The sequence below is a fragment of the Mesorhizobium sp. M8A.F.Ca.ET.057.01.1.1 genome (assembly GCF_003952565.1).
Classification (GTDB): Bacteria; Pseudomonadota; Alphaproteobacteria; order Rhizobiales; family Rhizobiaceae; genus Mesorhizobium.
This window is the reverse complement of record NZ_CP034454.1, coordinates 3,061,057-3,084,830: the sequence shown is the minus strand read 5'-3', so window position 1 is coordinate 3,084,830 and position 23,774 is coordinate 3,061,057. Positions and strand designations below refer to the sequence as shown.

The following is a 23,774-nucleotide window of genomic DNA, read 5'->3' as shown; positions in this document are numbered from 1 at the left end:
GGTCTAGCGCAGCCACCAATCCTGGCCTGACGACAGCCGCTCGATGCCCGCGGCATCGACCGAGCCCAGGCGATCGACAACGCGTTTGCCGCCAACGGTGAGGTCCGGCGCGATCTCGGCCAGCGGTGCCAGCACGAAGGCGCGCTCCAGCATGCGCGGGTGTGGCACTTCAAGGCCCGTTTCATGGATGATGCGGTCGCCGAACACCAGGATGTCGATGTCGATCAGGCGCGGCCCCCACCTCTCCTCGCGCACGCGTTTGAGCTTTCGCTCGGCATCGAGGCAGAGGTCGAGCAATGCCCGCGGCGACAGCCGCGTCGACAGTGCTGCGGCCGCGTTGAGGAAATCCGGCTGGTCGAGCTTGCCCCAGGGCGGCGTCCGGTAGAGCGAGGAAACGGCGGCCACGTCAGTATCGGCATCGGCGTCGAGCAGGCGCAACGCAGCCCCCATCGAGTTGGCCGGATCACCGAGATTGCCGCCGAGGCTCAGATAGACGGTGTTACTCGGGCCAGACAACGGTCACCTCGACGTAATCGAGCACGCCAGGCACCGGCGCATTCGGCTTGCGAACGGTGACCTCGGCTTTGCGGATCTGGGGAAAGCGCCCGGTGAGAGCCTTTGCGACTTCCAGGGCCAGGGCCTCGATCAGGAAGCGCCTGTGTCCGGTGATGATCTCCTCGATGACGGTGAAGGCAACGCCGTAATTGACGGTTTCCCCGATGGCGTCATCGACGAGCGCGCGCCCGGGCTCGACGGTGAGCGAGGCATCGACATAGAAGCGCTGCCCCAGCGCTTCCTCCTCGTCCAGCACGCCGTGCCTGGCAAAGAAGGCGCAATTCTTCATGCGGATGACGTACATGGCTCAGCGTTCCGATCCGGTGTCCCGCGCCAGCATAGCATCCGCCACGGCCAGCGCGTCCACGTTGATTGCGACATCATGGACGCGAAACAGATGCGCGCCCTTGAGCCTGAGAATGACGCTGGTCGCCGCTGTCCCGGCGGCCCGGTCGGCTGCGTCGCGGCCGGTGACGGTGCCGATAAAGCGTTTTCGCGACGTCCCGGCCATCAGCGGGAAGCCGAGCGCGCCAAGCTCGGAAAACCGCGCCATCAGATCGAGGTTTTCCGCCGCCGTCTCCTTGGCGAAACCAAAGCCGGGGTCGAGCACGATATGGTCGTCGGCGACACCCTGCCCGCGCCCGATCTCCAGCGATTTTCCCAGGAACGCCAACTGGTCGGCGATCACGTCGGGCAGCTTTTCGCGGTCCCGGCCGGTATGCATGATAACGAGCCCGGCGCCGGTTTCGGCCGCCACCCGCGCAATGTCTGGCTCGCGCTGCAGACCCCAGACATCATTGACGATGTGTGCGCCGGCGGCCACAGCAAGCCGCGCTGTCTCCGCACGATAGGTGTCGACCGAGATCAGCACGTCGCCGGCACGCGCCAGAGCCTCGATCACCGGCAGGATACGGGCCTGCTCCTCGCTGGCCGAGATCGCCGCCGCGCCCGGCCGGGTCGATTCTCCGCCGACATCGATGACCGCGGCGCCTTCCCCGATCATGCGGCGCGCCTGGACCAGCGCGGTTTCGGGAGCATCAAACAGGCCGCCGTCGGAAAAGCTGTCGGGCGTGACATTGAGGATGCCGACCACCACGGCCTTGTCGCCAAGCTCGAGATGACGCCCATGCGCCAGCTGCCATCGCCTCGCCGTCATTGCGCATCAACCATGGGCTCATCAACCAAGGGGGTCATCAACGATGTGTGATCCGCATCGGATCAGTTCCGTTGCGCCGGCAAACGCCGTAAAGCAAGGTGACCGAAGAGGCAACATGATGACACGATCCCTGCTCTGCGCACTACTGCTTACCGTCGCCGTTCCGGCGGATGCGGCCAATCTGGTGAAGACATACAGCTATTTCGCCATTGGCGGCAGAACGCTGGAGGATATCGAGCAGCAGCTCGCCGAACACGGGCCACAGGTCAAAAGCACGGGGTCGCGCCACCCTGGCGCCACGCAGATGGCCTTCACGACGCGCATCAGCTACGCCAGCCAGTCCGGCTCCTGCCGGATCGCCGACGCGGTCGTGACCGTCAAGGTCAAGGTGATCCTTCCCGAATGGCGCCGCCCGCGCAAAGCCGATGCCGATGTGCGGCTGTTCTGGGATACATTGTCCGCCGACATCAAGCGCCATGAAGACCGCCATGTCGAGATCGCCAAGAACCACGGCCGCGCCCTGGAAGACGCCCTGAAGGCAACCCATCCGCAGAAGGATTGCAATGCGGCAAAGGCCAAGGCCGCCGAGATAACGGCGGCCGAGCTTGCCAGACACGATCAGGACCAGTTGCGGTTCGACCGTGTCGAGGGCGTCAATTTCGAAAGCCGCATCCTGCGGCTGATGCGCTACCGGATGGAACGCATCGGGAGTGGCCAATTGCCGCCGCCGACCTGAATTTCCTCTCCGGCTCCGTTCGCCTGGATGCAAGCCAACCGGGCGGAAGCGTAGTGCCAGCTTCGAATTTTTTTCGAGCACCGGTCGAAATCGGCCTATAGGGAACGACATATCCAGGGTTGCCACGGGCACAAGCTGGAAGCACGAGCATCACGCCGCGAATGCACCACAAAGACCCGATGGTGATGCGGCAGCGCAAGGCGCATGGACGAGAAATTATGGACCAGGTTGTCGACAAGCAGGCCGTGGCGGCCGCGAGCGCGCCGCTGACCGAAAGCGAAAAGAACGCCATTATCGGCGGCGTCCTTCTGTCGATGCTGCTGGCGGCCCTCGACCAGACCATTGTCGCGCCCGCCATGCCGACCATCGGGCGCTCGCTCGGCCATGCCGAATACCTGCCCTGGATCGTCACCGGCTACCTCTTGACCGCAACCGCCGTGGCACCGCTCTACGGCAAGATTTCCGACGTCCATGGGCGTCGGCCGACCGTCTATGCGGCAATCCTCATCTTTCTTGCCGGATCGCTGGTCAGCGCACTGGCCCCAACATGTTCGTCCTTGTCCTGGGGCGCGCGATCCAGGGGGCCGGCGGCGGCGGCCTTTTCGCGCTGACGCAGACCGTGGTCGGAGACCTCGTCCCACCGCGCGAGCGGGCGCGCTATGCGGCGTGGTTTTCCGGCACATGGGCCGTCGCCAGCGTCGCCGGGCCGTTGCTGGGCGGCACTTTTGCCGAACATCTGCACTGGTCGCTCATCTTCTGGATCAATATCCCGCTGGGCTTTGTTGCGATGGCGATCATCAACAAGCCGCTCAAGAAGCTGCCGATCACGGCCAAGAATCACAGCATCGACGGCCTTGGCGCATTGCTGCTCATCGTGGCCACGGCGCTGTTGCTGCTTGCGCTGAACTGGGGCGGCAGCGCCTACCCGTGGATGTCGCCGGAAGTCGTTGGCGTCCTGGTCTGCTCCGCGCTTTTCTGGGGCGCCTTTGCCCTGCGGCTGATGCGGGCGGCCGAACCGCTCATTTCGCTGGAAGTGCTGGGCAACCCGATCGTTCTGGCCGGCACTCTGTCGATGTTCCTGCTCCAGGCCTCCAGCGTCGGCCTTGCCGTCTATCTGCCCGTTTATCTGCAATCGATACTTGGCCTGACGGCCAGCGAGTCGGGCATTGCAATGCTTGGTCTTCTGCTTGGAACCGTGGGCGGCGCCGCTTCCAGCGGCCGCCTGATACCGTGCTTCACCCACTACAAGCGCATCGCCATGGTCGGCGTCCTCTTCGCCATCCTGTGCATGGGCCTGCTGGCCTTTGTCGCCGGCCATGCGTCGTTGCTGGTCGTCGAAGTCCTGACCATCTGTATCGGGCTGGGAACCGGGACGACATTTCCGGTAACCACCGTCTCCGTGCAGAACGCCGTCGACCGCATGCATCTTGGCGTGGCGACCGGGGTGCTTACCTTTCTGCGGTCGCTGGGCAGTGCATTGGGGGTCGCGATGCTCGGCGCCGTCGCTCTGGGCTTTGGGTTGCCGCTGGCCGGCGAGGGCGTTGCGGTGGCTGGACATGTCGTATCGGCCCAACCCTTCGTGATGATCTTTCTCGTCGCGGCCGGCACTCTGGGACTGGGCCTCGTCACGCTGACGCTGATGCCCGAGAAAGAACTTCGAGGCCACGTCGACGATCCGGCGCCCATCCTGCCGGAGTAAGGGCTTAATTTTGCGTGTGTTGAGGTTCAGGTCAGGCCGGCATCACCTGAATATCAACATACCCTAGCCGGAGACGCCGAGCTTCTTCTGCAAGCTGGTGGACGAAGTCGTATACTGAAACACGATCCGTTCGCCGGGGCTGATAATGCGCTTCGCGGCCTGCGCCATCAGCGCCACCTCGTGGAAACCAGACAGGATCAGCTTCAGCTTGCCCGGGTACCAGTTGATGTCGCCCACCGCGAAGATGCCGGGCACCGATGTCTGGAATTTCTCGGTATCGACCGGGATCAGGTTCTCATGGAGATTGAGCCCCCATTCCGCGATTGGGCCGAGCTTCATGGTCAGGCCGAAAAACGGCAGCATGCGGGTGCAAGGCACCTCGATGTCGCCATCCGGGCCACCCTTGATGGTGGCCGATGCCAACTGGCCATCGGCCCCGGTGAGCCCGGCAACCTGGCCGACTCGAAATTCCAGCTGCTTCATCTCCTGCATGGCGTACATCTTGTTGACGCTGTCGGGCGCCGCGCGAAACTCGGGCCGCCGGTGAACGAGTGTCACGCTCTTTGCCACCGGCTGCAGGTTCAGCGTCCAGTCCAGCGCCGAGTCGCCGCCGCCGACGATGACCAGGTCATGGTCGCGAAAATCCTCCATCCGGCGGACCGAATAGAAGACGCTCGTGCCTTCATAGGCCTCGATGCCGGGAATTGGTGGGCGCTTCGGCTGGAATGAGCCACCGCCGGCGGCGATCACCACCACCTTGGCTTCGAACACCTCGTTCTCGTCCGTGGTCACGCGAAAGCCGCCGTCGTCCAATTTTTCGAGACTGGAGACCATGCGGTTGTAGGTGAAGTCGGGCTTGAACGGCCCGACCTGCTCGAGCAGCTTGTCGACGAGCCCTTGCGCCGAGATAGAGGGCCAGCCGGGGATGTCGTAGATCGGCTTTTCCGGATAGAGTTCCGCGCATTGGCCGCCCGGTTTGTCGAGAATGTCGATCAGGTGGCACTTGAGGTCCAGCAGGCCGAGCTCGAACACGGCGAACAGGCCGACCGGCCCTGCCCCGACAATGAGGACGTCTGTGCTGATGATGCCGGTCATGATGCGCCTCGCTGCGAAAGTCCCGGCGAGACTGCATGACCATTGCCCCGCTGCCAAGCGTCAGCGGCAAAAATCGCCGATGCTGGGTTTCAGCCCTGACGTTCTGGCACCCGCACGATCAGACCGTCGAGTGCGTCGCGCACCTTGATCTGGCAGGACAGGCGCGAGTTCGGCTGGACCTCATAGGCGAAGTCCAGCATGTCTTCTTCCATCGCCTCGGGCTCGCCGACTTCGGCCGTCCAGGCCTCATCGACATAGACATGGCAGGTCGCGCAGGCGCAGGCGCCACCGCACTCCGCTTCGATGCCCGGAACGGCGTTGCGAATGGCGTTTTCCATGACCGTCGAGCCGTTTTCGGCATCCACGTCGAAATGTGTGCCGTCATGGGCGATGAAGGTCAGTTTGGTCATTTGTCACCTGAAGGGAGTTTCGCCCGGGACGAATGAGCGTTTCGCCCGAGACGAAAGAGAGTTTCGCCCGAGATAATCACTCCGGCAAACAAGTCAACTGCCGCGCGAAAGCGGCGCTCGGTGACGTTTTTGTCGCAAACCGGGATCAGCGATTGATGGCGGCGATGAAGTCGCGCATTTCGTCGATCAGCGGGCCGAGCCGCTTGAGGGTCTGGACGTCCTCCGGCCGGCGCTCGATATCGGTGGCGCAATCGGCGATGGCGAAGGCGCCCACGCCGCGTGCCGATCCTTTCAAACCATGAGCCAGCAGCAGCCGGTCCTTGATGTCGGCATCGACTATTTTGTCGCGCACCGACAATGCCTGCTGTACAAACAGCGCCAGCACCTCCTGCTCGAGGGCCCGGTCGCCCATCGTTTGCCGGGCAAGGTGTGCCAAATCGACCGGCCGGGACTGCCTCGTTCCCGATACGTCGCCCCCGGGCATTGAGAAGGCAATGCCGCTTTCGCCACGCATGAACTCGAACTCCATTTTCTTCGGCCGCCTGAAAAACTAGGCGATTCCAGTGGACAACGGGTTAATGATTGGCCGGGAAAAATGTTGCGAAAACGGCGCCCAAATCACGGTTCCGTTAACCTTATATTTAAAGTTTTACGTATCCCGCGGAATGCATGTTTTCTTTACCCCCTGTGTCATTACGATACGAGGGTCCATTTTCAGCCTCCTGCGCGGGGGTAAGACAACCACAATTATAAGCCCCCGCGGCAGCTAGTACAGGGTAGCGAAGGCATGGCGAAGAAACCAACGACGACCAGAACTCTCGACAGCGACGTAGCCAGGGAACTCGAAAAAGCGCTCGATTTCGACCTGAGCAGCGATACCGACGGCGGCGACCTCGATATCGCGGCTTCGATGGAAGATCTGGAAGCGCAGATATCGCAGGCCGCCGACGAGCTGGCACGCGAGGGACGCAATCAGCAGCCGGCGGCGCCCGTCGTCAATCAGGCTCAGGCCGCGAAGGCCGCGCCAAAGGCCAAGCCGGCCGAACTTCGCCCGGTGGAAACACGCAATGGTGGCCAGCCCGCTGGTTTCGCGCCAGCCAACGACGATCGCCAGAAAGATTACAAGACCCTTCTGCACAGCCTGAACAGGCGCGCCTCCAACACCATCTACTGGGTCATCGCCTTTGTCTCGCTCGCCTGGATAGCGGGCGCCGGCGGACTGGCCAACCTGCTTTTTGGACCGAGCATCTGGCGGATACGCACGCTGGACCAGTTTTTCGCTCGCCCCGAACTGATCGGCCTCGCGGTCGCGGCAATCGTGCCCGTCATCCTGTTCTGGGCCTTCGCGGCGATGATCCGCCGCGCCCAGGACATGCGCATCGCCGCGCAATCGATGACGGAAGTGGCCTTCCGCCTGACCGAGCCGGAAAACATGGCCCAGGATCGCGTCATGATGATCGGCCAGGCTGTCCGCCGCGAGGTGGCCGCCATGGGCGAAGGCATCGAACGCACGCTTGCCCGTGCCGTGGAGCTGGAAACGCTGGTCCACAGCGAGGTCAACCAGATCGAGCGCTCCTATTCGGAAAACGAAACCCGGATTCGGTCGCTGGTCGACGGACTGGGCAGTGAACGCGAAGCCGTGGTCTCCCATGCCGAACGCGTCCGCGCCTCGATCTCCGGCGCGCACGAGACCTTGCGCGATGAAATCGGCGCGGCAAGCGACATCATCCGCGACAGCATCCTCAATGCGTCGACCAAGCTGTCGATGACAATCACCAATTCCGGCGACACGCTGATCGACCGCATCAATGAAAGCTCGATGTCGATCTTCGACTCGGTGGAAGGCCGGCTCGACAACATCACCGACCGGCTTTCGACCTCCGGCGAGGCTTTCGCCAGCCTGCTCGATACCCGCATCGCCAAGCTGACGGACACCACGGACGGCTTGACCCGCTCGTTGACCGATCTGCTCGACGACCGCACCACCGGCATGGTGTCGCTGCTCGGCGGCGCCGCGCGCACCCTCAATTCCGAGTTCGAAGCCAGCCTCAACGGCATTGAGCGCACCTTGGCCGAACGCGGCCAGGCGCTGATCAGCGAATTCCAGACCCGCGCCGAAGCGCTGGACACCGGCACACAGAAGCTCAATGCAGCGCTGGAAGCCCGCGCCCGCCAGATCAACGAAACGCTGGTCGAGCGTGCGCGTGAAATCGCCCACACCTTCGCCGAGAGCAAGGACACGCTGTCGGCCATGATCGATCAGGGCAAGACCCAGATCGGCGCCGACATGGCCGACATCGTCACCTCGACCTCGTCCATGCTCGAAGCGCGCGCCAGCGATTTCGCCGGCCGCATGGAGGCAGCCCGCCACGTCGTGTCACGCTCCTTCGACGCCGACATCCAGAGACTTGCCGACGCCCGCGTCGGTATCGAGGAAGCCGTCGAAAACCACAGCCGCAAGCTTTCCGAGAGTCGCGAGCGCATGGCGGAAGCCATGCAGGCGGACCTGGCGAAATTCGCCGAGGGCCGCGCTGGCATCGATGCCGCGGTGACCAACCAGGTGCAGAAGCTGGCCGAAGGCCGCGGCCTGATAGCGCGTGCGCTCGAAGAAGACCTGCGCAAGGTCAACGAATCGCGCGCTGCCATCGATGCGTCGCTGGGCAGCCACCTTGAAAGGCTGGAAGAAGGCCGCAACCGGCTCTCTCTGGCTCTCAACGAAGACACTGGTAAATTGGTGCAAGCTCGTACGATCATTGATGAAATGGTCGCCGGACATGTCGGAAAGCTGGCTGAAGGCCGCAACATCCTGTCGCGCGCTTTGGAAGCCGATCTCGGCAAATTGTCCGACAGCCGCGCCGACATAGACGGCCTTGTCGCCGGTCAGGTCGAGAAAATCGCCGAAGGCCGCGCGGTGCTCGCCAAGGCGCTGGAAAACGACATTGCCGGTATCAAGAACCTCATCGAGGCGCATTCGGCGAAACTGGCCGAAGACCGCACGCAGCTCGGCCGTTCGCTCGAAAGCGACCTGTCGGGCATACGCGGCCTGATCGACAGCCATTCGGGGCGCCTGGCGGAAGACCGCGGGCTGCTGTCGCAGACGCTTGAAGCCGACCTCGCCAAGCTGGCCGAAAGCCGCGCCAGCATCGACGGGCTGGTCGCCGGCCAGGTCGAGAAGCTCGCCGAAGGCCGCGACATTCTCAAGCGTGCGCTGGAATCCGACCTCAACACCATCAAGAACGTCATATCGAGCCAGTCGGACAAACTTGCCGAGGATCGCGGGCAGCTCTCGCGCGTTCTGGAAGCCGATCTGCAGAACGTGAACAGCGTCATCGCCGACCACATGAACAGGCTGGTTCAGGATCGCTCGACCTTGTCGAAAGCGCTGGAGGACGATCTCGCCAAGCTGGCCGAGAGCCGCTCCAGCATCGACGGGCTGGTCGCCGGCCAGGTCGAGAAGCTCGCCGAAGGTCGCGACATCCTGCGCCGCGCATTGGAGGCCGACCTCAATACGGTTAGAAATACCGTTGCCGACCAGTCGCAGAAACTGGTCGACGACCGCGCCCAGTTCGCCCGCGCGCTGGAGGCCGATCTCGAAACCGTCAACAGCCTTGTCAACAGCCACTCGGACCGGCTTGCCCAGGAGCGTTCGACACTGTCGAAGGCGCTTGAGGCCGACCTCGAGACTGTCGGCAGCCACGTCAACAGCCACACCGAGCGGCTTGCCCAGGATCGCTCGACCTTGTCGAGAGCGCTCGAGGCGGACCTGCTGACCGTTAGCGGCCACGTCAACAATCACGCGGAACGGCTTGTCCAGGAGCGTTCGACCTTGTCGAAGGCCCTCGAAGACGATCTTGCCAAGCTGGCCGAAAGCCGCTCCAGCATCGACGGGCTGGTCGCCGGCCAGGTCGAGAAGCTCGCCGAAGGCCGTGATGTCCTCAAGCGTGCGCTGGAGGCCGATCTCGCCAAGTTGGCCGAAAGCCGCTCCAGCATCGACGGTCTGGTCGCCGGCCAGGTCGAGAAGCTCGCCGAGGGCCGCGACATTCTCAAGCGCGCCCTCGAAGCCGACCTGCAGAGGCTGACCGAAAGCCGTGGCGATATCGACGACATCATCGCCGGGCATGTCGGCAAGTTGTCCGAAGGCCGCAATATGCTCAGCCGCGCGCTGGAAGATGATCTCGGCAAGCTCGCCGAGACCCGCAAGGACGTCGATCGCTCGCTGTCCAGCCATATCGACCAGATCGCGGCCCGGAGCACGGACATTTCCGCCGCCATCGCCGCCGATGTCGACAAGATCGAGCAGGCGTTCAGCCGCCAGACCGGCATCATCGAGGAACGCGCCGGCACCATGGAGCGCGCGTTGTCGACCGGTGTCGACAACGTCCGCAGCGTGCTCGAGAAGAGCGCGGTCTTCGTCGCCGGCGCCTTGCGCGAAAAGGTCCTGGAAGTCACCAGCACGCTGCACGAGCAGGCCGGTGCGGCCTTCAGCGACGCCGATCGCAAGATCGCCGAGCGCGCCGAACAGACGTCCGCCGCCCTGCTGGCACGGGCCGAAGACATTGCCCGCACCTTCGAGGAGGCCGATCGTCGCCTCCACGCCCGTGCGGAAGATACGTCGAACGCCTTGCTCGCCCGCGCCGATGACACCTCCAGCTCGCTACTGGCCCGCGCCCACGAAACCGCCGATCAGCTCGCCGCCCGCGCTGGCGAGATCGCCGGCACCTTCGACATGGCGGACCAGAAGCTCGCCGCCCGTGCCCAGGAGACCGCCGATCAGCTGGCCGCCCGCGCAAGCGAGATTGCCGGCACATTCGACGCGGCCGACCAGAAACTCGTCGCCCGGGCCGTGGAAACGGCGCAGTCGCTGGCCGCCCGTGCCGGCGACATCCTGCGCAACTTCGAAAGCGCCGACCAGCGGCTCGGCATGCGCATCGGCGAATCCGCCGAGGCGCTCGCCGCCCGCGCGTCGGACCTTGGCCGCATCTTCGACGCCGCCGACCAGCATTTGGTCTCACGCATCGCCGAGGGTTCGGACGCGCTGTCCAGCCGGGCGTCCGAAATCGCCCGCATCTTCGACGACGCCGACCAGCGCCTGGTTTCGCGCATCGCCGACAGCACCTCGACGATCGGCGAGCATGCGCAGACCATTGTCGGCGCCTTCGCCAGCACCGAGCAGAGGGTGGCCGACCGTGCCCGCCAGACAGGTCAGGAACTGGCCGTGCATGCGCGCGAAATCGAGCAGGCGCTTGCCGGCGCCGACGAGCGTCTCGCGTCGAGCGCCGCGGCCGCGGCCGCCCGTGTCGAAGAGCAGATCGCCGGCGTCGAAAACCGGCTCGCCTACACGGCCGAGACGATGGGCCAGAAGCTCAACGAGCAGGTATCGACCGCCGAGGCGCAACTCGTCTCGCGTGCCAATGTGATCGCGGAGACCTTCACCGCGGTCGGCCAGCATATCGGCCAGAGTACCAACGACGCAGCCAAGACGATCGGTGCCAACACTCGCGAGCTCAACACCATGCTCGCGGCGCGATCCGCCGAGATGTCGAAGATCCTCGACGAAACCGCGCGGCCTTTGGTCGAGCGCTTCGCCCAGGGCGGCTCGGAACTGCAAAAGAGCATGGAAGAGGTCACGGAACGCGCGGCCGAGAAGCTGCGCAGCGAGAATGCGACCCTGGTCAACGCGCTGGCCAGCCGTACCGCCGAAACCTTGTCGGCGGTCGAAGGCGCCCGTTCGTCGCTGTCCGACAGCGTCGCCGATCTCATCGGCCGTATGACCAAGTCCAGCTCGCAGCTCGGTCAGCTGATCGAGCAGGCCGCGGTCAACCTCGGCGAGGTCGATCAACGTCTGACCGGCAGCACGCAAAGCTTCGCGGCAACCACCGAAAAGGCTGCGCAGACCTTTGCCAGCTCGGCGCGTCTGGTCGATTCGAACACGACAAGGCTGACGGAACTGTCGTCGTCGACCTTGCGTGAGGTCGCCTCGATCGCCACCAAGTTCGACGAACACAGCCGCCTGCTCGCCGGCGCCTCGGATCTTCTGAGCTCAGCCCAGAGCAACCTCGAACACACGCTGGAAAGACAGTCGTCGCTCGAGGATCTCGCCGTTGGCCTGGTCAAGAAGTCGGAAGATCTCGAAAGGGTCATGCGTTCTTTCGAGAACCTCGTCGGCCAGACGCTGCAGAACGCCGAAGGCAAGACGCTGGAATCGGCCGACAAGATCCGCAACGCCATCACCGAGGTCGTCGAGTCGGCAACCAAGCGCTTCGCCGATGCGACCGAGGAAATGCGGCGCACGGCGGGCTCGATCAAGAGCGAACTCGACCTCACCCGCGCCGAGCTCAAGAAAGGCGTCATCGAGATGCCGGAAGAGGCCAAGGAATCGACCTCGGCCATCCGCCGCGCCGTTTCCGAGCAGATCAACGCCTTGAAGGAGCTTTCGGATATCGTTGCGAAATCCGGTCGTGGCGGCGACTCCTCGGAACCGCGCCCCTTGCGTCCGGCGCCGCAGGCACCGGCCGCACGCGCCGCCGAACCGCCCCGTCGCGCTCCGGCACCACAGCAGGCGGATCTGCGCCCGCCGCAGGCACCGCTGGGCGGCGCGGCACTGCGCGGCACGCTCGATCTGGAGCGTCCGGCGGAGGCAGCACCGCGCCAGCGTGCCGCTGACGCCAGTGCCCGCACGCCGCAAGGCGGCTGGGTGCGTGATCTGCTGACCGCCGCGTCGAACGATGCCGACCTCAGGCCGGCGGCGCCCCAGGCGCCCGCGGAAGCACCGCGCCCGGCCCCTGCCCAGCGTTCCCCGCTGCATGTCGTGGAATCGCTGAACTCGCTCTCCGTCGATATCGCACGGGCCATCGATCACGATGCCTCGATCGAGCTGTGGAACCGCTACCGGCGTGGCGAGCGTGACGTGTTCACGCGCAGGCTCTACACGCTGAAAGGCCAGCAGACGTTCGACGAAATCCGCCGCAAGTACCAGGCGGAGGCCGAATTCCGCGCCGCCGTTGACCGCTATTGCGACGATTTCGAGAAGCTGCTCAAGGACGTCTCGCGCAACGACCGCGACAACATCATGGCGCAGACCTATCTCACGTCGGACACCGGCAAGGTCTACACCATGCTGGCCCATGCCAGCGGCCGCCTGCATTAAGCGGTCGCCAAGCCTTAACGAAAAAGGGCGGGGATTTGTCTCCCGCCTTTTTCTTGAAGGGAATGATCTCGCCACCCGGAAGACGCATCCGGGTTTAGTCTCGCGCTAGACGATGCGCTGTCCGTCACCTACACCCTGCAGCACCTGATGAAGACTGGAAAGCTGCGGCCGGACGTCTTCGACCGTCCGTAGCCCGAAAGATGGAATTCCTGCGCTGCTGGCTCTCAGATCACCGAATCGGTCCAGCGGACGATCTGTTTGGCCGCATCGCCGAAAGCCGCGTCGAGCGCGCCGACATAGGCCGGGTTGCCGCTGCCTGATACGGGTGCCGATGCGGTGAAGCTCTTTGAAGCCTTCACTTCGCCGTTGCGATCATTGAGCAAGCGCACGAACAGGTCGACCTCGGCATGCTCGCCACCATTGACGCTCACCTCGAAGGAGCGGACCTCGACGATCACCTGATAGTCGATCGCCAGCCCCTCGCCCGGCTTGCCGACGCCGGCAAAACTGCCCGAGCGCTGGAACGTCTCGGCCAGCCGCGCCTGCACGATCAGCGGCAGCCGGTCGGCCCATTGCGCTCCCTTCAGATACTGGATCGAGCGGTCGGAGGGTTTGATGACGATGTTCTGGCTGTCCAGCGCCTTCAGCGCCGAAGGCTGGGCGATCAGGATTTGCTTGCGGCTATGGCCATGCGCGTCGACCGACGGCGCAGACAGTTCGAACGTGTCGAGCGGTGCCGGCTTGCCGCCGAGCGCCGCGCAACCGGCAACCGCCAGGACGAGCAGCACCGAAGCTGATTTCAACCCGCCTGTTCCAAGCCTACTCAACGTCACGCGTGATCCCCGTTGTCCCCGATCGTAAGATCAAACCCGCATTCACGAGCACTGTTCTTGCGGCGGGGCGGCGCCGAAGTCAACGCCGCGCCCTGCCGTCGAATTGCCGAACCTCGCCGTCGCCACCCGAAAGAATGCGCTGCGGATTGCGGCTGAGATCCGTCACCGCCTCCTCGATGCGGTTGATCGAGCGGCGGCTGTCCTGCACCAGCGCCTCGACATTCTGCAGCCCCTGGCCCGAGAAGCGCGCCAGATTGTCGGTGATGATCCCAAGGCGGGCGTTCAGCGTGTCGGCGACCTGCTTGAAGGATTTCAGCGTATCCCTTGCGTCGGCCATCACCCCGTCGGCCTGGCCCGAGCCGAGCAGCTTGTCGACCTTGGCGAGGATGCCGTCGACCCGCACCGAGGCATCGTTGAGCCGTTGCGCCAATTGCCTGGCGTCCTTGATTGTCTGGTCGATGTCGTCAGCCCGATTGGCGATCTTGCCGGTCACCTCAGCGATATCGGCAGCCGCCTTGTTGGCGCTGTCGCTGGCCTTCTGGATGTTGGCGAGCGCTTGGCGCACCTGCGCCGGGTCGATGCCGTCGAGTACGCCATCGACCTTGGCCAGCGTGCCTTGGGTCTGCTTGGCGAAGTCGTTGACCGATCCCACGGCCGTATCGACGTTCTTGATCACACCGTCCAGTTGCCGCGAGGTTTCCTTGAGGTTCCCCGTCACCGTATCGACATTGGCGACGATGCTCTTGATCTTGTCCTTGTCGACGGCATTGAGCAGGCCCTCCGCTGCCTTCAACGTGCCGTCGAGCTTGCCTGACACGCCTTTCAGCTCATCGGACAGCGCGCTGACGGCGGACAAGAACTTGTCGATGCCGTCGGAATTCCTCGCGAGTGCATCGGAAAACGTCTGTACGTTCTGCACGGTCTGCGTCAGCGGCCCGCGGACATCCTTGGTGAAGCCCTCCAGCTCCGTCAGCACCTTGTCGGCGCGGGTGAAGATGTTCTGCGCCGTCTGCAGCAGATTGGTCACGGCCGAAGGGTTGGCGATGATCTCGGCGACCTTGCCCTCCTTTTCGGCCTGGTCGAGCAGCTTCACTTCCTTGGGGTCGGCGCCCTTCAGCTCGATATTGGCCTGCCCGGTAAGGCCCGCAAGGCCGATATCGGCCTGCGTCGACTTGGTGATCGGCGTCATCCGGTCGATCTCGGTGTCGGCGATGGCCACGGTCGGATTGTCGACGTCGATATAGACGCGCTTGACGTCGCCGACCTTGACGCCGTTGAACAGCACGAAGCTGCCGCGGCCCAGACCAGAGGCCGAGCCCGGAATGCGCACCCGCAGCAGCGTCGTCTCGCCCCTGTCGCCGATCGCGGCCGTCCAATAGACGAAGCCGAAAGCCGCCAGGATCGCAACCAGCGTGAAAATGCCGACAATGACGTAGTTGGCTCTGGTTTCCATTGCTTCACTTATGGCTATGCACGAGCGGCAAGATCAAGTTGCCGTGCGCGTTTTCCGCGGAAATAGGATTTCACCCACGGTTCCTCGCTCTTCAGCATGTCGTCGATAGTGCCTTCGACCAGGACCTTTTTCTTGCCCAGCACCGCCACGTGGTCGCAGGCTGTAAACAGCGTATCGAGGTCGTGGGTCACCATGTAGACGGTCAGATCCATGGTGTCGCGCAGCTTGACGACGAGTTCGTCGAACTCGGCCGCGCTGATCGGGTCGAGGCCCGACGTCGGCTCGTCGAGAAAGACGATGTCCGGGTCGAGCGCCAGCGCCCTGGCAAGCGCGGCGCGCTTGATCATGCCGCCGGAGAGTTCGGAGGGAAACTTCTGCGCCGCATCCGGCGGCAGCCCGACCAGCTCGATCTTGAGCAGCGCCAGCTCGTCCATCAGCTTCCTTGGCAGGTCGAGATATTCGCGCATCGGCACCTGCACGTTCTCCATCACCGTCAGCGCCGAAAACAGCGCACCATGCTGGAACAGCACGCCAAGACGCATGTCGATGCGCAACCGCTCGATGTCGCTTGCCTTGTCGACGTCGACGCCGAACAATTTGATTGTTCCCGACTGCTTGGGCATCAACCCGAGAATGGTGCGCAACAGAACGGACTTGCCGGCGCCCGAGGCGCCGACGAACCCCAGTATTTCGCCGCGCGTGATGTCGAGCGACAGCTTGTCGAGGATCAGCTTGTCGTCGATGGCAACGGTGACGTCGTGCACCGAAAGGACGATTTCGCTGTCGGCCTCGTCCTTCACCTCGATCCCATTGCCCTTCGCCATCGTGTCAGAACTCGATCGCTGCGTAGAACATGGCGAAAAGCCCGTCGAGGATGATGACGACGAAGATCGACTTCACCACTGACGCGGTCACGTGCTGGCCGAGCGATTCGGCGCTGCCGCCAACCTTCATGCCCTCGACGGAGGCGATCGTGCCGATGATCATGGCCATGAACGGCGCCTTGATCAGGCCGGCGAAAATCGTGCTGAGATCGATTGCGACACGCAGCCGGTCGATGAAGGCAGCGGGCGGGATATCGGAGTAAAGCCAGGCCGCGACGATGCCGCCGCCAAGTGCGGCGAAATTCGCGATGATCGTCAGGCAGGGCAAGGCGATCACCAGGGCAACCAGCCGCGGAAAGACCAGGACGCCGATCGGATTGAGGCCGATGACCTTGAGCGCATCCACCTCCTCGCGCATCTTCATGGAGCCGATTTCGGCGGTGATCGCGCTGCCGGAGCGGCCGGCGATCATGATTGCCGTCATCAGCACGCCGAGTTCGCGCAGGATCAGCACGCCGACGAGATCGACGACGAAGATGTCGGCGCCGAAATAGCTGAGCTGATAGGCGCCCTGCTGGGCGACGATGGCCCCGACGATCGCCGGATCGCCGCCCATGCGATCGATCTGGTTGAAGATCGCCGCCGGGTTGACCCCATGGCCGCGGTCGAGCTTCATCTGCGCGCCGCGGATGGTGGCGCCCAATATGTTCATCGAGGCGAGGAAATCGTCGCGCATCTCGTAGACGCGCCGACCGACCGCCTCCAGCGCCCGAATGACAATGTTGGGCGGCCGCGCCGGTCCGGATTCGGGTTCGCGCCGGACGGCTTCGCTGACCGCTTCGAGCAGTATGGAAGCGACGTCACTTTGGCCTTGCAGTCGGACCTCGACGTTCTTCTTCTCGAAGACGCTGACCAGACGGTCGATGAGCCAGGCGCCGGCGGTATCGATCTTCTCGATTTTCGAAAGATCGAGCGCCAACGCCTTGACACCGCTTCGCTTCTCGATCTTGCGCATCTCGGCGTCGATCAGCGCCACGGTCCGTGTCGTCCAGACTCCGGAAAACGCGCAGCCGAGGACGCCACCCTCCTCGCCGACCGCCACGCGCGGGTCGTGGTCAGCCCCCGAGGCGGTCGTGCCGCTTGCGTCGCGTTTGCCGATGGTCAACATGGCGTCCTGTTTAGCCTGATGGGTCCGACCTTGTCGATTTGCCGACAACCCTTCTCGCATAGCCGGAGCAGAAAAATATGGCGCGTGTCATTTCGGTCGAGGCCGAGCGTTTTCCGATCGCCGGGACCTTCACCATTTCGCGCGGCTCCAAGACCGAGGCCGAGGTCATCACCTGCACGATCAGCCAGGGTGGCCATAGCGGGCGCGGCGAATGCGTTCCCTACCGGCGCTATGGCGAGACCATGGACGGTGTCCGTGACGCGATCCGGGCGATGAGCGACCGGATCGCCGGCGGGATGGACCGCATCGCCCTGCTCGACGCAATGCCTGCCGGGGCGGCGCGCAACGCCATAGACTGTGCCCTTTGGGACCTTGAAGCCAAGATCAGCGGCAATCCGGTGGCGAACGCAATCTGGCAGGACCCGTTGCATCAACTCGAGACCGCCTACACGCTGTCGCTTGGGGAACCCGAGGCGATGGCGGCGCGGGCCCGCGCCAACGCCGGCCGGCCGCTGCTCAAGGTCAAGATCGGCGGCGACAACGACATCGCCCGCATCCGGGCGGTGAGACAGGCCGCGCCCGAGAGCCGATTGATCCTCGATGCCAATGAAGGCTGGACCGACGATAACATCGTCGCGAACCTCGCCTTTGCCGCCGAGCAGAACATCGCTCTGATCGAGCAGCCGCTGCCGGCGGGGCGTGACGGCATCCTGCGCCACATAGCGCACCCGGTCCCGATCTGCGCCGACGAGAGCGTTCATGAAGCCGAGAACCTCGAATTCCTTGTCGGGCTCTACGATGCCGTCAACATCAAGCTCGACAAGTCCGGCGGGCTGACGGCGGCCCTCACCTTGCGCGACCGCGCTCGTGAACTGGGCTTCGGCGTCATGGTCGGCTGCATGGTCGGCACCTCGCTGGCAATGGCGCCGGCTGTGCTGCTCGCGCAAGGAGCCGATTTCGTCGACCTTGACGGCCCGCTGCTGCTTGCCCGGGATCGCGTACCGGGTCTCGTCTACCAGGGATCGCTCGTCTCACCCCCGGACCGGGCGCTGTGGGGCTGAGCGCGCCGCAAGCCCGATCAGCACAAGGCCAATGATCGCGATCGGGATCATCGCCAGGAAGCCATCGACGCCGAGACGGTCATAGAGCGGACCGGAGGCAAGCGTGACGGCGGCCATGAAGAAGCCATTGAAGAAATAGGCGATGCCTTGCGCGGCGCCCGTGCGTTCTTCTGAGACGGTTTCGGCGATCATCTTTTGCAGGCTGATCAACACCATTGCGACAGACACCGAATGCAGCGACTGCACCGCGAAAAAGCCGCCGACGCCAAGGCCGAGCGGCCACACCAGCGGAAAGGCGATCCAACGCACGATCGAGCCGATGCCGGCAATGAGCATGACCCGGACGACGGGTACGGAGGCGAATATACGATTGAAAAACAGGAACATGCAGACCTCGGACACGACCCCCCATGCCCATAGCAGGCCGACGAGGGAATCGCTGATGCCGATCGATTTCCAATAGATCGAGACGAAGCCATAAAGGAAGGCGTGGCTCGCGGTGATGATGCCGACGCCAAGCGTGAAATAGAGGAAATAAGCATTGAACAGGCCCGGCGCCGCGTGCTGGATTTCCGCCGCCGACAGCGGCGAGGCCTTGCGCGGCTTCCCCAGGCGCGGCGCCATCAGGCCTGCGGCGAGTGCCGCGCCAAGGGCAAGGAATATGATTACTGGAACGGCCCCGGGACCAGTAGCCGCCAGGATGAAGCCGCCCGCGACATTGGCCAGGAGATAGCAGATCGATCCCCATTTGCGCATGCCCGCATAGTTGGACCCGAAGCGGCGCACGCCCGAAAGCGCCAGCGAATCGGCGATCGGCGAATGCGGCGTCCAGACAATGGTCAGCAGCAACGACACCGCCAGCACCGTCGCGTAGGTCGGTGTCAGGAAATACCCCGCGGAGAACAGCAGCGAGGCCGCCACAAGCACGACATAGACATCGGCGCGGTCCCTGGCTCGATCGGCAAGTGTCGTCAGCAGCGGTGTCGTCACCACGCGCAGGAACATGGGCGCCGCAAGGATGACGGCGATCTGCTCGGCGTGAAACCCCTTGGCCTGCAGCCAAAGCGGGAAATAGGGCAAATGGGTGCCAAGCGATATGAACAACGTGCCGAAGATCAGGCTCATGCGCAGCTCAAAACGGCTCGGCTTCACGAGTTGTTCGGGCGAAAGCGGCGGCAGAGGCATGAATCGATCCAATGACGCTGCGCTCAACGAACGGCGAGCAGCGCAAGCCGATCCTTAACATGAGGAAAAACCGGGCGAAACCGGTTGGCCCAGTCGATTAACACCTGAAAGTGAAGGGCGGGCTTCCGCCTCAGGCGGCCTGCACGACCCTGTCTTCGATAAGCATTGGAATGAAGGGCTCGTCGGGCGCTTCAGGCAGCACATGCGCCCAGGTCAGGATTTCCATGCGGCCGTCGAAATGCTCGACCACGGCCGTGCAGCTCTCCACCCAGTCGCCGGTGTTGATATATTGCACGTCGCCATAGCTCTCGATGGCGGCATGGTGGATGTGCCCGCAGATGACGCCGTCGACATGCGAGCGTCGCGCTTCCTCGCTGAGCACCGTCTGGAACGAGCCGATGAAGTTCACCGCCTTCTTGACCTTGACCTTCGCCCATGACGAAAACGACCAGTAAGGCAGGCCGAGCAGCTGGCGCAGCCGCGTGATCACACGGTTGACCTGCATGGCGGCGTCGTAGGCATGGTCGCCGAGATAGGCGAGCCAGCGCTGGTTGTGGACGACGGTGTCGAACTGGTCGCCATGGATGACCAGCAGGCGCCGGCCATCGGCGGTCTCGTGGATGGCGCGGTCGGCAACGACGATGCCGCCGAAATGCACGCCCTGGAACTGGCGGGCGAATTCATCGTGATTGCCGGCGATATAGGTGATCGAGGCGCCCTTGCGCGCCTTGCGCAGCAATTTCTGCACGACGTCATTGTGGCTTTGCGGCCAGTGCCAGCTGCGCCTCAGGCGCCAGCCGTCGACGATATCGCCGACCAGATAGATGATGTCGGCATCGTGGTAGCGCAGGAAATCGATCAGGAAATCGGCCTTCGCCGCTTTCGAGCCCAAATGGACATCGGAAATGAACATGCTGCGGAAAGTGCGGGGCTCTTGGCCTGACATTGCGGATTCAACCTTGCTTTTGACCAGCCTATGCCCCGATTCATGCAACAACCGTATGACGGTTGCGATTGGTCCAGCGCTGGCGCTAGCCTGCCTGGCAAATCAAAGGAGAAATCGTCATGGATCTTGGTATCCGCGGAAAGAAGGCCATCGTCTGCGCTTCGAGCAAGGGGCTCGGGCGTGGCTGCGCCATGGCGCTGGCCGAGGCAGGCTGCGACATCGTCGTCAATGGGCGCAATGCGGAGCTGGTCGCCAAAACCGCCGCGGAGCTGCGCCAACGCCATGGCGTGACGGTGACGGAAGTCGTCGGCGACGTTTCGAAGCCGGAGGTGCAAAAGGCGTTGCTCGCCGCCTGTCCGGAACCCGACATCCTCGTCAACAACAATGGCGGGCCGCCGCTTCGCGATTTCCGTGAGCTCGATCGTGGAAAAATCCTCGAAGGCGTTACCCAGAACATGGTGACGCCGATCGAACTGGTACAGGCCGTCATCGACGGCATGGCGGCGCGCGGCTTCGGACGCATCGTCAACATCACCTCGCTGTCGGTCTACGTCCCGATCCCCGGCCTTGACCTCTCATCGGGGGCGCGCGCCGGCCTGACGTCGTTCCTTGCCGGCGTGGCGCGCACGGTGATCGACCGCAACGTGACCATCAACAGCCTGCTGCCGGGCAAGCTAGACACCGACCGGCTGCGCGGCCCGCATGAGGCCGGCACGTCGGAGGATCCCAAGGCGGCCGCGGCGCGCAAGACCCGCATCAGTGCCGACGTACCGGCCAAGCGGCTTGGCACGCCGGAGGAATTCGGCCAGATCTGCGCTTTCCTGTGCTCTGTCCATGCCGGCTATCTGACCGGGCAGAATATACCCGTCGACGGGGGCCTCTACGTCAGTGCCTTTTGACCGGCGCGCCTGCGAAGCAGCGCAACCTGATTTCGCATGAAACAACCGTAAGCAACTGATAAATATTGGATTGTTATGCACCGGCATTTAAAGCTGCCGGCGCGTCAATTAGCGTCGCGAAAAACCTTGGCCTCATGCTAAAAGGACTCCCGAAGCAGGTTTCGAGGAGCGGCCGCATGGAAGGCGAGAACAAGAAAACGGCACGTTCGGACCTCGACGAAGCCGCCCTCTACTTTCACAAGCATCCGACGCCGGGAAAGCTCGAGATCCAGGCCACCAAGCCGCTTGGCAACCAGCGCGACCTGGCGCTCGCCTATTCGCCCGGCGTCGCCGCCCCTTGCCTCGAGATCCGCGACAATCCGGCGACTGCCGCCGACTACACGGCGCGCGCCAACTTGGTCGGCGTTGTGTCGAACGGGTCGGCCGTGCTCGGCCTCGGCAATATCGGGCCGCTTGCCTCCAAGCCGGTGATGGAGGGCAAAGCGGTCCTGTTCAAGAAGTTCGCCGGCATCGATGTCTTCGACATCGAGATCGACGCGCCGGAAATCGAGCGCATGGTCGAGACCGTCGCCGCACTGGAACCGACCTTCGGCGGCATCAACCTCGAGGACATCAAGGCGCCGGAGTGTTTTGAGGTCGAGGAACGCCTGAAGGCTCGCATGAGCATACCGGTGTTCCATGACGACCAGCACGGCACCGCCATCATCGTCGCCGCAGCCGTGCTCAACGGGCTGGAATTTGCCGGCAAGACCATTTCGGACATCAAGGTCGTCACCTCCGGCGCCGGCGCCGCCGCCCTTGCCTGCCTTAATCTGCTCGTTTCGCTCGGCGTGCGCGTCGAGAACATCTGGGTCACCGACCGTTTCGGCGTCGCCTACAAGGGCCGTGTCGACGAGATGGACCGCTGGAAAGACCCTTATGTGAAGGAAACCGAGGCGCGCACGCTGGCCGACGTCATAGCGGGCGCCGATGTTTTCCTCGGCCTCTCGGCGGCCGGCGTGCTGAAGCCGGAGCTGCTGCAGCACATGGCGCCGAAGCCTTTGATCCTGGCGCTGGCCAATCCCAATCCGGAGATCATGCCGGAAGTGGCGCGCGCGGCGCGTCCGGACGCCATGATCTGCACGGGCCGTTCCGATTTTCCCAATCAGGTCAACAACGTGCTTTGCTTCCCCTACATCTTCAGGGGTGCGCTCGACTGCGGCGCCAGTGCCATCAATGAGGAGATGAAGATGGCGGCGGTGCGGGCGATCGCCGCCCTTGCCCGCGAGGAACCTTCCGATGTCGCCGCGCGCGCCTACTCCGGAGAGACGCCGATCTTTGGCCCTGAGTTCCTGATCCCCTCGCCCTTCGACCCGCGCCTCATCCTGCGCATCGCGCCGGCCGTCGCCAAGGCAGCCTGCGACACCGGTGTGGCGACACGGCCGATCACCGACTTCGCCGCCTACATCGACAAGCTCAACCGCTTCGTCTTCCGCTCCGGCCTGGTGATGAAGCCGGTGTTTTCCTCCGCCAAGGCTTCCAGCGCCAAGCGCGTCATCTACGCCGACGGCGAGGACGAGCGTGTCCTGCGTGCCGCCCAGGTTGTGCTCGAGGAAAGCATCGCCGAACCGATCCTGATCGGCCGTCCGCATGTCATCGAAGTCAGGCTGAAGCGTTACGGCCTGCGCATCAAGCCCGGTGTCGATTTCGGCCTGATCAACCCGGAGGACGATCCGCGCTACCGCCACTATGTCGACCTCCTGATCGAACTCGCCGGCCGCCGCGGCGTGACGACGGAGGCCGCGCGTACCATGGTGCGCACCGACAACACGGTGATCGCGGCGCTGGCGCTCAAGCGCGGTGATGCCGACGCCATGATCTGCGGCCTCGAAGGCCGTTTCGAGCGGCATCTGCGCAACGTCACGCTGATTATTGGGCCGCGCACCGGCATCAAGGACCGGGACCTGTCGACCCTTTCCATGCTGATCTCGCAGCGCGGCATCATCTTCCTCACCGACACTCACGTCTCCGTCGACCCCACGGCCGACGAAATCGCCGAGATGACCGTGCTGGCGGCCGAGGAAATCCAGCGCTTCGGCATCGAGCCGAAGGCGGCGCTGCTGTCGCATTCGGATTTCGGCTCGCGCGATTCGCCGAGCGCTCTGAAGATGCGTCAGGCCGCGGCCATTCTGGCGCGCATCGCGCCGGAACTGCAGTGCGATGGCGAAATGCACGCCGATTCCGCTTTGTCGGAGCATTTGCGCCAGCGTGTCTATCCGCATTCGCGGCTAAAGGGTGAAGCCAACCTGCTGGTGTTCCCAAATCTGGACTCGGCCAACATCACGCTGACGGCGCTGCGCGCCATGATGGATGCCCTGCATGTCGGCCCCATCCTTCTCGGCACCGACAAGCCGGCGCACATATTGACGCCCTCGGTGACCTCGCGCGGCGTGGTCAACATGACGGCGCTGGCCGTGGTCGAGGCCGCGCACAAGGCGCAGGCAATCGCCAATCTGGACTGAACTGGCTCTAACGACACGATTGATCCCGCCCCGCCTTGGGCGGATCAAGTGTTGCGAGCCCACAACTCTTAACCGAGAAATCCCGCACTAAACGAATGCCGATTTC

The 23,774-nt window shown here is 63.9% G+C and carries 17 protein-coding genes and 2 pseudogenes; 7 read left to right on the top strand and 12 right to left on the bottom strand.

The window, feature by feature from the left end; translation table 11 throughout:
• Positions 1 to 3: 3 nt before the first annotated feature.
• The 3 genes from folK to folP are packed head-to-tail and all read right to left on the bottom strand — an operon-like array spanning position 4 to position 1,711.
• Positions 4 to 516, bottom strand: a complete 513-nt coding sequence (folK, locus tag EJ077_RS14360) for a 2-amino-4-hydroxy-6-hydroxymethyldihydropteridine diphosphokinase (protein WP_208702702.1) — start codon at positions 514 to 516, stop codon at positions 4 to 6.
• Positions 500 to 859 carry a dihydroneopterin aldolase gene (folB, locus tag EJ077_RS14355; RefSeq protein ID WP_023773903.1) on the bottom strand — a complete coding sequence of 120 codons (360 nt, stop codon included), beginning with the start codon at positions 857 to 859 and terminating at the stop codon, positions 500 to 502. Before folB ends, folK begins: the two co-directional genes overlap by 17 nt.
• 3 nt (positions 860 to 862) lie before the next feature.
• Entirely contained in the window at positions 863 to 1,711 is an 849-nt protein-coding gene (folP, locus tag EJ077_RS14350) for a dihydropteroate synthase (protein ID WP_208702701.1), read from the bottom strand.
• Positions 1,712 to 1,826: 115 nt separating this feature from the next.
• Here folP and EJ077_RS14345 point away from each other — a divergent pair, with 115 nt between their 5' ends.
• Both EJ077_RS14345 and EJ077_RS14340 read left to right on the top strand, forming a co-directional pair.
• Complete coding sequence (locus tag EJ077_RS14345) at positions 1,827 to 2,447, top strand: DUF922 domain-containing Zn-dependent protease (protein ID WP_208702700.1); 621 nt, start codon at positions 1,827 to 1,829, stop codon at positions 2,445 to 2,447.
• Between the two features lie 218 nt (positions 2,448 to 2,665).
• Positions 2,666 to 4,146, top strand: a pseudogene (locus EJ077_RS14340) (MDR family MFS transporter).
• A gap of 63 nt (positions 4,147 to 4,209) precedes the next feature.
• Here the strand turns inward: EJ077_RS14340 and EJ077_RS14335 are convergent.
• The 3 genes from EJ077_RS14335 to EJ077_RS14325 all read right to left on the bottom strand — a co-directional run bounded on the left by EJ077_RS14335 (position 4,210) and on the right by EJ077_RS14325 (position 6,165).
• Positions 4,210 to 5,241 (bottom strand): NAD(P)/FAD-dependent oxidoreductase, encoded by a 1,032-nt coding sequence (locus tag EJ077_RS14335; RefSeq protein ID WP_208702699.1) that lies wholly within the window; start codon positions 5,239 to 5,241, stop codon positions 4,210 to 4,212.
• 89 nt (positions 5,242 to 5,330) lie between these two features.
• Entirely contained in the window at positions 5,331 to 5,651 is a 321-nt protein-coding gene (locus tag EJ077_RS14330; RefSeq protein WP_027144910.1) for a 2Fe-2S iron-sulfur cluster-binding protein, read from the bottom strand.
• A 145-nt stretch (positions 5,652 to 5,796) separates the two neighbouring features.
• The gene (locus EJ077_RS14325) at positions 5,797 to 6,165 is read right to left on the bottom strand and encodes an Hpt domain-containing protein (RefSeq protein ID WP_208702698.1); all 369 of its coding nucleotides are present in this window, start codon (positions 6,163 to 6,165) and stop codon (positions 5,797 to 5,799) included.
• 273 nt (positions 6,166 to 6,438) lie between these two features.
• Between EJ077_RS14325 and EJ077_RS14320 the strand changes: the two genes are divergently transcribed.
• Positions 6,439 to 12,798, top strand: a complete 6,360-nt coding sequence (locus tag EJ077_RS14320; protein WP_208702697.1) for a kinesin — start codon at positions 6,439 to 6,441, stop codon at positions 12,796 to 12,798.
• A 102-nt stretch (positions 12,799 to 12,900) separates the two neighbouring features.
• Positions 12,901 to 12,990: pseudogene (locus EJ077_RS32080) on the top strand (exonuclease); the annotation flags it as partial.
• 32 nt (positions 12,991 to 13,022) lie between these two features.
• Here EJ077_RS32080 and EJ077_RS14315 read toward each other — a convergent pair.
• From EJ077_RS14315 to EJ077_RS14300, 4 genes are all read right to left on the bottom strand, one after another.
• Complete coding sequence (locus tag EJ077_RS14315) at positions 13,023 to 13,601, bottom strand: ABC-type transport auxiliary lipoprotein family protein (protein ID WP_245458747.1); 579 nt, start codon at positions 13,599 to 13,601, stop codon at positions 13,023 to 13,025.
• A gap of 109 nt (positions 13,602 to 13,710) precedes the next feature.
• Positions 13,711 to 15,084 (bottom strand): MCE family protein, encoded by a 1,374-nt coding sequence (locus EJ077_RS14310; protein ID WP_208702695.1) that lies wholly within the window; start codon positions 15,082 to 15,084, stop codon positions 13,711 to 13,713.
• A gap of 14 nt (positions 15,085 to 15,098) precedes the next feature.
• Positions 15,099 to 15,908: an ABC transporter ATP-binding protein gene (locus EJ077_RS14305; RefSeq protein ID WP_208702694.1), complete on the bottom strand. Its 810-nt coding sequence runs from the start codon at positions 15,906 to 15,908 to the stop codon at positions 15,099 to 15,101.
• A gap of 4 nt (positions 15,909 to 15,912) precedes the next feature.
• A complete protein-coding gene (locus tag EJ077_RS14300; protein ID WP_208702693.1) occupies positions 15,913 to 17,076 on the bottom strand; it encodes an ABC transporter permease in 1,164 nt (387 codons plus the stop codon).
• Positions 17,077 to 17,153: 77 nt separating this feature from the next.
• Between EJ077_RS14300 and dgcA the strand changes: the two genes are divergently transcribed.
• A complete protein-coding gene (dgcA, locus tag EJ077_RS14295) occupies positions 17,154 to 18,137 on the top strand; it encodes an N-acetyl-D-Glu racemase DgcA (RefSeq protein WP_208702692.1) in 984 nt (327 codons plus the stop codon).
• Here dgcA and EJ077_RS14290 read toward each other — a convergent pair.
• Positions 18,108 to 19,322 carry an MFS transporter gene (locus EJ077_RS14290; protein WP_208702691.1) on the bottom strand — a complete coding sequence of 405 codons (1,215 nt, stop codon included), beginning with the start codon at positions 19,320 to 19,322 and terminating at the stop codon, positions 18,108 to 18,110. The genes dgcA and EJ077_RS14290 overlap by 30 nt on opposite strands.
• A gap of 130 nt (positions 19,323 to 19,452) precedes the next feature.
• Entirely contained in the window at positions 19,453 to 20,268 is an 816-nt protein-coding gene (locus EJ077_RS14285; RefSeq protein WP_135928638.1) for a UDP-2,3-diacylglucosamine diphosphatase, read from the bottom strand.
• Positions 20,269 to 20,387: 119 nt separating this feature from the next.
• On the opposite strand from EJ077_RS14285, the gene EJ077_RS14280 reads away from it, so the two are divergent.
• Together EJ077_RS14280 and EJ077_RS14275 are read left to right on the top strand one after the other, a co-directional pair.
• A complete protein-coding gene (locus EJ077_RS14280) occupies positions 20,388 to 21,167 on the top strand; it encodes an SDR family oxidoreductase (RefSeq protein WP_208702690.1) in 780 nt (259 codons plus the stop codon).
• Between the two features lie 176 nt (positions 21,168 to 21,343).
• Complete coding sequence (locus tag EJ077_RS14275; protein WP_208702689.1) at positions 21,344 to 23,668, top strand: NADP-dependent malic enzyme; 2,325 nt, start codon at positions 21,344 to 21,346, stop codon at positions 23,666 to 23,668.
• The last annotated feature ends 106 nt before the right edge of the window (positions 23,669 to 23,774 follow it).